Source organism: Streptomyces prunicolor NBRC 13075 (genome assembly GCF_000367365.1).
Taxonomy (GTDB): domain Bacteria; phylum Actinomycetota; class Actinomycetes; order Streptomycetales; family Streptomycetaceae; genus Streptomyces; species Streptomyces prunicolor.
Map to the genome: position 1 here is coordinate 25534 of NZ_BARF01000046.1, position 10245 is coordinate 35778.

Annotated in this window: 13 protein-coding genes; 9 read left to right on the forward strand and 4 right to left on the reverse strand. The window is 69.4% G+C overall.

The window, feature by feature from the left end; genetic code table 11:
• Positions 1 to 225 carry a ferredoxin gene (locus SPR02S_RS20135; RefSeq protein WP_019058793.1) on the forward strand — a complete coding sequence of 75 codons (225 nt, stop codon included), beginning with the start codon at positions 1 to 3 and terminating at the stop codon, positions 223 to 225.
• A gap of 78 nt (positions 226 to 303) precedes the next feature.
• On the opposite strand, the gene SPR02S_RS20140 is transcribed toward SPR02S_RS20135, so the two are convergent.
• A complete protein-coding gene (locus SPR02S_RS20140) occupies positions 304 to 1407 on the reverse strand; it encodes an Lrp/AsnC family transcriptional regulator (RefSeq protein ID WP_245607587.1) in 1104 nt (367 codons plus the stop codon).
• 84 nt (positions 1408 to 1491) lie between these two features.
• Between SPR02S_RS20140 and SPR02S_RS20145 the strand changes: the two genes are divergently transcribed.
• The 4 genes from SPR02S_RS20145 to SPR02S_RS20160 are packed head-to-tail and all read left to right on the forward strand — an operon-like array spanning position 1492 to position 5628.
• Positions 1492 to 2730, forward strand: a complete 1239-nt coding sequence (locus SPR02S_RS20145; RefSeq protein ID WP_019058795.1) for a M20 metallopeptidase family protein — start codon at positions 1492 to 1494, stop codon at positions 2728 to 2730.
• Positions 2730 to 2972 (forward strand): hypothetical protein, encoded by a 243-nt coding sequence (locus SPR02S_RS20150; RefSeq protein WP_019058796.1) that lies wholly within the window; start codon positions 2730 to 2732, stop codon positions 2970 to 2972. The genes SPR02S_RS20145 and SPR02S_RS20150 overlap by 1 nt, the downstream gene beginning before the upstream one ends.
• The gene (locus tag SPR02S_RS20155; protein ID WP_019058797.1) at positions 2969 to 4417 is read left to right on the forward strand and encodes a sodium:solute symporter family protein; all 1449 of its coding nucleotides are present in this window, start codon (positions 2969 to 2971) and stop codon (positions 4415 to 4417) included. The genes SPR02S_RS20150 and SPR02S_RS20155 overlap by 4 nt, the downstream gene beginning before the upstream one ends.
• The gene (locus tag SPR02S_RS20160) at positions 4414 to 5628 is read left to right on the forward strand and encodes a metal-dependent hydrolase family protein (protein ID WP_019058798.1); all 1215 of its coding nucleotides are present in this window, start codon (positions 4414 to 4416) and stop codon (positions 5626 to 5628) included. The genes SPR02S_RS20155 and SPR02S_RS20160 overlap by 4 nt, the downstream gene beginning before the upstream one ends.
• A gap of 77 nt (positions 5629 to 5705) precedes the next feature.
• Here the strand turns inward: SPR02S_RS20160 and SPR02S_RS20165 are convergent, their stop codons facing one another.
• From SPR02S_RS20165 to SPR02S_RS20175, 3 genes are read right to left on the reverse strand one after another with little or no spacing between them, the layout of a single operon-like run.
• Positions 5706 to 6605, reverse strand: a complete 900-nt coding sequence (locus SPR02S_RS20165; protein ID WP_019058799.1) for an aminoglycoside phosphotransferase family protein — start codon at positions 6603 to 6605, stop codon at positions 5706 to 5708.
• A 51-nt stretch (positions 6606 to 6656) separates the two neighbouring features.
• Positions 6657 to 7133 carry a ferritin-like domain-containing protein gene (locus SPR02S_RS20170; protein ID WP_019058800.1) on the reverse strand — a complete coding sequence of 159 codons (477 nt, stop codon included), beginning with the start codon at positions 7131 to 7133 and terminating at the stop codon, positions 6657 to 6659.
• Positions 7130 to 7654, reverse strand: coding sequence for a hypothetical protein (locus tag SPR02S_RS20175; RefSeq protein WP_078622945.1), 525 nt, complete (start codon positions 7652 to 7654; stop codon positions 7130 to 7132). The genes SPR02S_RS20170 and SPR02S_RS20175 overlap by 4 nt, the downstream gene beginning before the upstream one ends.
• A gap of 205 nt (positions 7655 to 7859) precedes the next feature.
• Between SPR02S_RS20175 and rimP the strand changes: the two genes are divergently transcribed.
• The 4 genes from rimP to SPR02S_RS20195 form a co-directional block, all read left to right on the forward strand.
• Entirely contained in the window at positions 7860 to 8402 is a 543-nt protein-coding gene (rimP, locus tag SPR02S_RS20180; RefSeq protein ID WP_019058802.1) for a ribosome maturation factor RimP, read from the forward strand.
• 2 nt (positions 8403 to 8404) lie between these two features.
• Positions 8405 to 9403, forward strand: coding sequence for a transcription termination factor NusA (nusA, locus tag SPR02S_RS20185; RefSeq protein WP_019058803.1), 999 nt, complete (start codon positions 8405 to 8407; stop codon positions 9401 to 9403).
• 90 nt (positions 9404 to 9493) lie between these two features.
• Positions 9494 to 9772, forward strand: coding sequence for a YlxR family protein (locus tag SPR02S_RS20190; RefSeq protein ID WP_078622946.1), 279 nt, complete (start codon positions 9494 to 9496; stop codon positions 9770 to 9772).
• A 146-nt stretch (positions 9773 to 9918) separates the two neighbouring features.
• Positions 9919 to 10245 (forward strand): translation initiation factor IF-2 N-terminal domain-containing protein (locus SPR02S_RS20195; protein ID WP_026150713.1); only part of this gene is annotated, 327 nt, incomplete at its 3' end.

Here is a 10245-nt window from a genome sequence, read left to right on the forward strand (position 1 = left end):
ATGGACCAGAAGACGCCCCAGAAAATCGACATCGACTGGACGGCCTGCCAGGGCCATGGCCTGTGCGCCGAGTTGCTCCCCGACCACATCACGCTGGATGAATGGGGCTACCCGCTGGTGGATGGCGGCTCGATCCCACCCCGCATCCTGAAACGAGCCCGCAGAGCAGCGTCGGACTGTCCCGTGCTTGCCTTGAAATTGACGGCGAGGGGAGCGCCCCTTTAGGGCGCGGGGAACTGCGCGACCAGCCCCAACGCGCCCGCAGCCCGAAACCCATCCGCACCCTCCGAGCTCGACCGCCCCTCAAACCCCGCCCCAAAAATCCATAGCCACCCGCCCCTCAATCCGCCCCCGCTCATCCAACAAACACCCACCCAACTTCACCGCCCGCAAAGTCACCGCCCGATCAACAATCTCCAACCGAGACAACTTCGCCACCATCTCGCTCTCCAACCCCACCGCATCCCCCGCAGACCGCAACCACACCCCGACCAACAAATTCGCAGCCCCGCTAACCGCCGCGCACATCCGCACCTCAGGAAACCGCCCAAGCGTCCGAGCCGCCCGCTCCAACTGATCCGGCGGCACCCGCAACCACAACAACATCGTCACCGGCGCAGGAGACAGAGACCGAGCGACCTCACACCGCAACCGAATCACCCCACCCGCAAGAGCCGCCCCCAAATGCCGCCGCACGGTACTCGCCCCAACCCCGAGCCGCGAAGCCAACTCCGCATGCGAGGCACGCGCGTTCTCCCCCAGCGCAAGCAACAGATCCCGATCCAACTCCCCGAACCGAGGCACCATCCCCGCCGAGGACGAGGACTCCGCGGCCATCAACAACCCCCGCTGCTCACGCGAGATGGCCCGAACCTGCCACCGACTCCCCTCCGCGTACATCCGCGGCGCCACCAACGTCCGCGTCCCGACAACCCCCCGCAGCCCCGAGACCCGGTCGACGACATACCGAGACACCCCCTCCAGGCTCGACGCCACCAGATGCAGCACCAGATCGCAGGGCCCCGCCACATAGTCGACGGCGGTCAACTCCGCGTCACCGGCCACCGTCCGGGCCACCCGCATCGCCTCACCCGGCGCACAGTCCACCTGCACGAATGCGAACGCCAGCCGTTCACCGACTGCCGCGCCCGGATAGGCAGTCAGCCACGCCTCACGCCGCTCGACCAGCCGCTCCCAGTGCCGCGCCACCGTCACCGGCCCGACCCCCAGCGCTCTGCCGATCAGTGACCAGGGAGCACGCGGCCGGAGCTGCAAGGCGTTGACCAGGGCGAGATCGGATTCGGACAGCATGGTGGATCCCTCGGATTGATGGCCTTCGTACGGCGGATCTCTCCAAAAATCGCTGCGGTGATGCACCGCCCTCTCATCATTGCCGACCAGAAGCACGGTCCGTACGGCGCCCGACGCACGAGCGCCGGTCCGGCTGGGCAGCGTCCTGGAGTTGCGGGAGTGACCTACGAGGGGAGAGGGATGACTCTGCAAGACGACGCACACGAGCTCCAGGGCGAACTGGCCGTCCTGCGCCGGGCGTTGCACCAGGAACCGGAGATCGGCCTGCACCTGCCGCGTACGCAGGAGAAGGTACTGGCCGCACTGGACGGACTGCCGCTGGAGATCGGCACGGGCACGTCACTGTCCTCCGTGACGGCGGTCCTGCGCGGCGGAGGAACCGAACCGGGCGGAGGAACCGAGCCCGGCGGCCCCGTCGTACTGCTCCGCGGAGACATGGACGGTCTACCGGTCACCGAGCGCACCGGCGCGGAGTTCACCTCCCGCATCGACGGCGCCATGCACGCCTGCGGCCACGACCTGCACACCGCCGGTCTCGTCGGCGCCGCCCGACTCCTCGCCGACCGGCGCGAACGCCTCGCCGGGGACGTGGTGTTCATGTTCCAGCCGGGGGAGGAGGGCTGGGACGGCGCCGGGCACATGGTCGAGGAGGGGGTACTCGCGGCGGCGGGCCGCCCGGTCGACGCCGCCTACGGACTCCACGTCAGCTCGTCGTCGTACCCCACCGGCGTCTTCAGCTCCCGCCCCGGCACGCTGATGGCGGCCTCGGCGGGCCTGCACGTACGGGTCGTAGGAGCGGGCGGGCACGGCTCGCGGCCGCACGCCGCGCTGGACCCGGTGCCGGCGGCCTGCGAGATGGTCACCGCGCTGCAGACGATGGTGACCCGGCGCTTCGACGTCTTCGACCCGGTCGTGGTCACCGTCGGCACCTTCCACGCGGGCACCCGGCGCAACATCATCCCGGACGACGCCGTCTTCGAGGCGACCGTGCGCACCTTCACCCCGGCCGCAGCCGAACGCGTCGCCGAGGTCGCCGTACGCCTCTGCGAGGACATCGCGGCGGCCCACGGCCTCACCGCCGAGGTCGACTTCGTCCCCGAGTACCCGGTCACGGTCAACGACGCCGCCGAGCACGACTTCCTCGCCGACACCGTCCGCGAGGCCTTCGGCGAGGAGCGCTTCGCACCGCTGACCGACCCGATCACCGGCTCGGAGGACTTCTCCCGGGTCCTGGACCGGGTGCCGGGCGCCTTCGTGTTCCTGGGCGCCGACACCACCGGCGACCCGGAGACAGCGCCCGGCAACCACTCCCCGCTCGCCGCCTTCGACGACAGCGTTGTCTCCGACGGCTCCGCCCTGCTCGCCGAACTCGCCGTCCGCCGACTGGACCGTCTCAACTCCCTTGCCAAGGAGGCGTAGTGCGCCCCTACCACCTGATCCCCGCCGTGCCCGCGCTCGCGCTGGCCCTCATGCCCTTCCTGCCGTTCGTGAACACCGACGGACTGTGGTTCGGCCTGCCCCGGATGCTCGTGTGGGGCGCGGCATGGTGCGTACTGTGCACCCCCGCACTGCTGTTGACGGAGCGTCAGATGGCTCGCGAAGGAGCCGAGTTGACCGACACCACCGCGACCGTCACGACCGCCGAGGGGGTTGACCAGTGACGACCATCCTCATCATGACGTTCACCGGCATCGGGCTGATCGGTGTCCTCGGCTTCGCCGGCCGCCGCAAGCCCGCCGCCGACCTGTCCGAATGGGCCGTGGGCGGACGGAACTTCGGCGCGGTGAGCATGTGGTTCCTCCAGGCCGGCGAGGTGTTCACCACCTTCACCTTCCTCGGCATGGCAGGCCTGGCGTTCAGCGGCGGAGTGGCGGCCCTCTACGCCCTCCCGTACGTCCCCATCGGCTACATGGTCCTGTTCTTCCTCGCCAAGCGCCTCTGGTCCCTCGGCAAGGAACGCGGCTACCTCACCCAGGGCGACTACCTGGAGGACCGCTACGACAGCAAACTCCTCGGCACAGTCGCGGCCGTCCTGGGCGTCGTCTTCGTCCTCCCGTACCTCCAACTCCAGATCACCGGGCTGGGGTTGATCGTCCAGCTGGTCACCGGCAACTCGTCCTCCGGCACCCTCAGCATGATCATCGGCAGCGTGCTGGTCGTGGCCTTCGTGCTGTGGGCGGGCCTGCACGGCGTCGCGATGACGTCGTACTTCAAGGACGTCATCATGCTGATCGTCCTGGGCGTGCTCCTCGTCGCGATCCCCTCCCACTTCGCGGGCGGAGTCAGCGCGATGTTCCACCGCATCGACAAGCTGCACCCCGAGATGCTGACGATCCACGCGGGCCCCGCCGACCAAGTCTGGTTCACCACAAGCATGTTGGTCAGCGCGATCGGCGTCGGCCTGATGTGCCTCCCGCACGCCTGGCCCGCCGTGATGTCCGCCCGCGACCCCAAGGTCCTGCGCCGCAACTACACCTGGATGCCCCTCTACGAACTCTGCCTCCTGATGCCGATCATCGTCGGCTTCGCCGCCATCCTCGTCCTCAAGCCGGGCAGTTCGGCCAACGGCATCCTCCTGACCCTGAGCAAGCAGGTCCTGCCCGCGTGGGCGACGGGCCTGGTGGTGATCGCGGCGATAGCGACGGCGATGGTCCCGGCGGCAGGCATCCTGATCGGCATCTCCTCCCTGGTGGCCCGCAACATCGCCCGCGTACAGGGCGAACGCACCCAGTTCTGGATCAACCACGGCACGGTGGTGGCGGCCTGCGGTCTGTCACTGTTGCTGGCGATCTTCCGCCCGGACTTGCTGGCCAACCTCCTGCTCCTCACCTACAGCGGCACCGTCCAACTCGCCCCCGCCATCGCCCTGGGCTTCCTGACCCGCCGCCCGGTGGGCAAGGTCCCGATCCTGGCGGGCCTGTTCGTGGGCGAACTGGCCGTCATCTGGCTGACGTTCTGGAACAAGGACCTGGCGGGCAACGTCAACGTGGGCCTGATCGGCCTGGCCGCGAACCTGATCGTCCTGACCCTCGCGGCCCCCGCGGAACGCCTCCTGGCCCGCAGGACAACTCCCGCCTCCGACAAGCAGGTTGCGATGACGGCATGAACAACTCCGCACCCCGTACGGTCTTCACGGGCGGCCTGGTCTTCGACGGCACCGGCGCAGCCCCGGCCCCCGCAGACGTGGTCGTGTCCGACGGCCGCATAGTCGACGTCGGCACAGGCCTGGACGGCGACACCCAAGTCGACTGCACAGGCCGCACGTTGCTCCCGGGCATGTTCGACTGCCACGTCCACCTCACGCTCAACGGCATAGGCCTGCTGGGCGCGTTGCAGAAGCCGTTCTCGTACCAGTTCTACGAGGCGGCGGTGAACCTGCGCCGCACCCTCGAAGCGGGCATCACCACGGTCCGCGACGCGGCGGGCGCCGACCTGGGCATCAAACAGGCAGTGGAGGACGGCCTGTTGACGGGCCCCCGCGTCCAGATCTCCATCGGCCTGATCACCCAGACCGGCGGCCACGGCGACCCCTGGATGCCCTCGGGCCAGTGCGCCGGCCTAGCCGTACCGCACCCGGGCCGCCCACCCGCGATGGCCGACGGCCCCGACGAGATGCGCCGCACCGCCCGCACCCTGCTCCGCGCCGGCGCCGAGGTCCTCAAGGTATGCACCACGGGCGGTGTCCTCTCCCCGCGCGACGACCCCCGCCACAGCCAGTTCACGCCGGAGGAACTGGACATCCTGGTGACCGAGGCGAACGCGCAGGGCCGCTACGTAATGGCCCACGCGCAAGGCGCGGACGGCATCAAGAACGCGGTCCGAGCCGGAGTCCGCTCCATAGAACACGGCATCCACCTGGACGACGAGGCAATAGACCTCATGCTGCAACACGACACCTGGCTGGTCCCCACCCTGATCGCCCCGGTATCGGTGATCCGAGCAGCAGAGTCCGGCATCCAGATCCCCGAAGCCATGCTCCGCAAGGCCAAGGAGGTCACCGAGGCCCACGCCATCTCGGTACGCCGAGCCGCAGAAGCAGGCGTCCGCATAGCCATGGGCACAGACAGCGGCATCGGCCCCCACGGCACCAACCTGGACGAGCTGGCGTTGATGGAGTCATGCGGCATGACTCCGGCCGAGGTCCTGGCGGCGACCACCTCTTCGGCGGCCCGCCTTCTGGGCTACGACGACTTGGGCACCGTAGAACCGGGCAACAGAGCAGACCTGGTCCTGGTGGAGGGCAACGCCTACGACCTAAAGGCGCTGCCCGGCAACATAACGGAGGTATGGAAGGACGGAGTCCGGGCGGCCCTATAAAGCAACGGGGCCAAGTGTCTTTAGGGGCGCGGGGAACTGCGCGACCAGCCCCCACTCACCCGCAGCCAAAGCACGACCTATAGCCACCCAGCAAATTCCAGCAACAACTCAGCATCCCGAGGCCGCCCCACGCGCAGTGCCCGCACCCCAGACTCAACCGCCCGGAACAACGTCCACCCCCGCAACCGCTCCTGATCCACATCCAAAGACTCAGCAAGTCGCTTGATCCGCCGCCGAGTTGTGGACGCCCCCGAAGGCGTAGCAATCAGATCCTCAACCCGATCCCGAACCAACCGAGCCAGATCAAACGCACACTCACCCACAACCGGATCCGGCCCCACGGCAAGCCACGGCACCCGCTCAGCCGCAAGCACCTTGCTCTGCCGAAACGTCCCATGCAGCAACCGAACCTCAGGCGGCGCAGCCAACAACGCCTCCCGAGCCTCCAACGCCGCCGAGACCAACGAGGCAACCTCAACCCCACCGCTACCGCTGTCCCGCATGACCCGAGCCTGCCGCCCCGTCCGCTCGGCCACAGTCTCAAACGCATGATCACCAGGCGGCTCCACCCACAACCGCCGCAAGGTCCCCGCCGCCTCCAGCAAGGCCTTCGCCTCGGGCAACGACCGCACCGACACATCAGGATGCAACCGCTCCAACACCAGCACACCCTCGCCGGCGAACAGCTCGACAAGCTGCACGGCACCCAGCCCACCCCACCGCGCCAGCGCAGCCCGTTCACTCTCGGGCCGAGCCCGACGCGGGGCGAGCTTCAACACGGCCGGAGTCCCATCAGCCCGCCGCACCAGCACAACCAAACTGCTGCGCCCGCCAGGCACCTGCACCCGCTCCACAGTCAACTCGCGTAGATCAACGGCCTGTTGAGCCACCTCGGGCAGCTTCTCCAACCAGTCGTCACCGCTCGGTGCCGTCTCCCCGAGCGCCCTCACCAGACGCTGCGGCGGTTCGAAAGCCATGCGCGAGTTGTTCCCTTCCTACGGTCCTGCCGTCCTGCGTCCCCATGCGGATCACGCCGTGGGTGTCGCCGAGGCCGTGGGGGTCGCGGCCCGCTCGGCGAGACCAGGGAAGGGTACGCTCCCGCCGCGCCAGCGCACCGCGCGGACCGCCGCTTCGCGCAGAGCTTCCGTGGCCGTACCCCGTACCCCTTCCGTCGACGCCCGCACCAGGTCGGAGTAGACCCCGGCCACCCGGTCCTCCAGCTCCGCGGCGAGCCGTACGGCCGCCGCCGAGTCCGGCACCGCGAACGGCAGCGCGTACGCGGCGGACGCGGCCACGGGCGTGCCGCCCAGGTCCCGCACCTCGCGGACCAGCGCGTCGCGCCGGGCGCGGTGCGCGTCGTAGGCCGCCTTGGCCTCGGTCCGCCGGCCCTCGCGGATACGGCCGCCGACGACGCCGTAGCCGTAAACAGCCGCGTGCTCGGCGGCCAACGCGGCCCGCAGCGCGGTCAGTTCCGCGGCCTTCTCCTCGGCCGTCCGCTCGCTCACTTGGCACCCTCCGTCAGCAGATACGCGTGCGCGGCCCCCGCGGCGGCCACCGAGGCCAGCAGCCGGGCCAGCTCACCGGGCAGATCGAGCAGCGCCTTGGCCCGCCGGTCGGCGAGGGCCCGCTCTGCGGTGGCCAGATCGGTCAGGGCATCGCTAGGGGTCGCCGCAACGGGGGAGGGCGACGCGGACGCAGATGCCGACGGCGACGAAGAAGCCGTAGAACCGCCGCTTCCGCCGCCGAAAGCCGCCGCGTGCCGTACGACCTCCGCCCGCAGCGGGTCCAGGCGGTCCGCCAGCGTCGGGTGCGCGGCGAGTACCGCGTCGTAGTGCTGGAGGAGAGTGTTGCTGTCGGAGGCCGCACGCGCGCGTGCGCGTTCGGCGGCCGATTCGCTGCCGCCCGTGGTCCCGGAGTCGTCGGCATCGGTGGAGCAGCCCACCAGGAGGGCGGCTCCGGCGGCCGAGGCGAGCAGGCTCCTTCTGCGCGGTCCCAGGAGGGTGCGCGGAGGTGGGGGGAACGGCACGGCAGATCGTCCTCGGGGGGCTCGTACGAACGAAAAGGCGGGAAGGGCAGCGCGCCCGTGATCACGGTACCCGCGCGTATGCCTGACGGCAGTCACCGGCACCGGTCCGTCCGCAGGTGGACGGCAACACACCTCGGGACCGGATACCCTTTGAGCAGACACGCGCCCTACCCACAACAGCACACGCGGCCGAGGAGTCACCCGGATGAGCACGACCCAGAGCGAGAGGCTGCGAGAACTGCTGGAACCGCTCGTCGGCTCCCAGGGACTCGATCTCGAAGAGGTCGCGGTGGACTCGGTGGGACGCAAGCGGGTGCTGCGCGTGGTCGTCGATTCCGACACCGGTGCCGATCTGGACCAGATCGCCGATGTGAGCCGCGCGCTCTCGGCGAAGCTCGACGAGACCGACGCGATGGGCGCGGGCGAATACACCCTTGAGGTCGGGACGCCCGGAGCCGAGCGCGAGCTCACCGAACACCGTCACTACGTACGCGCCACCGACCGGCTGGTGAAGTTCCAGCTGGCCGAGAGCGGTGAGCTGGTCGCCCGGATCATCGAGGTGGACGACGACGGCATCGACGTCGAGGTGCCCGGCGTGAAGGGGCGCAAGCCCACCGCCAAGCGGCTCGCCTTCGCGGACGTCGTCAAGGCGCGTGTCCAGGTCGAGTTCAACCGCAAGAACAAGAACGACGAGCACGTAGAAGACGTAGAAGACGTAGAAGACACTGAGAACGAAGAGGAGGCGTAGCCGTGGACATCGACATGAGTGCCCTGCGGGGCTTGGTGCGGGAGAAGGAGATCTCCTTCGACCTGCTGGTCGAGGCGATCGAGTCGGCCCTCCTCATCGCCTACCGCCGTACCGAGGGAAGCCGCCACCACGCGCGCGTGAAGCTCGACCGGGACACCGGCCACGTGACGGTGTGGGCGAAGGAGGACCCCGAGGACCTGGAGGAGGGGCAGGAGGCGCGCGAGTTCGACGACACCCCGTCCGACTTCGGGCGGATCGCCGCCACCACCGCCAAGCAGGTCATCCTGCAGCGGCTGCGCGACGCCCAGGACGACGCGACGCTCGGCGAGTACGCGGGCCGCGAGGGCGACATCGTCACCGGCGTGGTCCAGCAGGGCCGCGACCCGAAGAACGTGCTCGTCGACATCGGCAAGCTGGAGGCCATCCTGCCGGTGCAGGAGCAGGTCCCCGGCGAGACGTACCCGCACGGCCTGCGCCTTCGGTCGTACGTCGTCCGGGTGGCGAAGGGTGTGCGCGGTCCGTCCGTGACGCTCTCCCGTACGCATCCCAATCTGGTGAAGAAGCTGTTCGCCATGGAGGTGCCGGAGATCGCCGACGGGTCGGTGGAGATCGCCGCCATCGCGCGCGAGGCCGGCCACCGTACGAAGATCGCCGTCCGCTCCACCCGCAGCGGTCTGAACGCCAAGGGTGCCTGCATCGGCCCCATGGGCGGCCGGGTGCGCGCGGTGATGGGCGAGCTGAGCGGCGAGAAGATCGACATCGTCGACTGGTCGGACGACCCGGCCGAGATGGTCGCCAACGCGCTCTCCCCGGCGCGGGTCTCCAAGGTCGAGGTGGTGGACCTCGCGGCCCGCTCCGCGCGCGTGACGGTGCCGGACTACCAGTTGTCCCTGGCGATCGGCAAGGAAGGGCAGAATGCCCGACTTGCGGCCAGGCTCACCGGGTGGCGCATCGACATCCGTCCGGACACCGAACAGCCGTCCGACCAGGCCGGGGAATAGATCTCGGCCGCGAGTGGCTTAGATCACGACAACAACCGTTCGATTCTTCCCCCGAAGGGGTGAGGTCGGTGCGGGGAGGTAGACTTAGCAGTGTCTGGCCGGACGCGAGCCCGCGCATGCCCTGAACGCACCTGTGTGGGGTGTCGGGAGCGAGCGGCCAAGAAGGACCTGCTGCGCATCGTGGCGGTCGAGGGCGAATGCGTCCCCGATCATCGCGGTACGCTGCCCGGCCGGGGCGCGTATCTGCACCCCGCCCTGGTCTGTCTCGACCTGGCGGTACGCCGCCGGGCGTTCCCACGGGCGCTGCGTGCCCAGGGAGCGCTCGACACAAAGGCGTTGCGTCTCTACGTCGAGCAGGCGTCACAGTAAGAGCGAGTCGTACGGAACCTCCGTGCGGCCCGGTATTCCGCGAGTTGGAAGTAGGTCGAGATTGCGATGAGCACTCGATGAGCACGCGATGAGTACGCCCATGAAGTAGCGACGGTCCGGACGCACCCGGACCTAAAAGGAGCGAAGTGGCTAAGGTCCGGGTATACGAACTCGCCAAGGAGTTCGGGGTGGAGAGCAAGGTCGTCATGGCCAAGCTCCAAGAACTCGGTGAATTCGTCCGTTCGGCGTCCTCGACGATCGAGGCGCCCGTTGTACGCAAGCTGACAGACGCCCTCCAGCAGGGCAACGGAGGCGGCAAGCCCGCCCCCGCGCGCAAGGCTGCCCCGGCACGTCCGGGCGCCCCCTCTCCGGCGCAGGGTGCCCGCCCGGGTCCTGCCGCCCCGCGCCCGCCGGCCCCGAAGCCGGCCGTCGCCGAGAGCGCCGTCGAGGCTCCCGCAGCCCCGGCCGCGCCC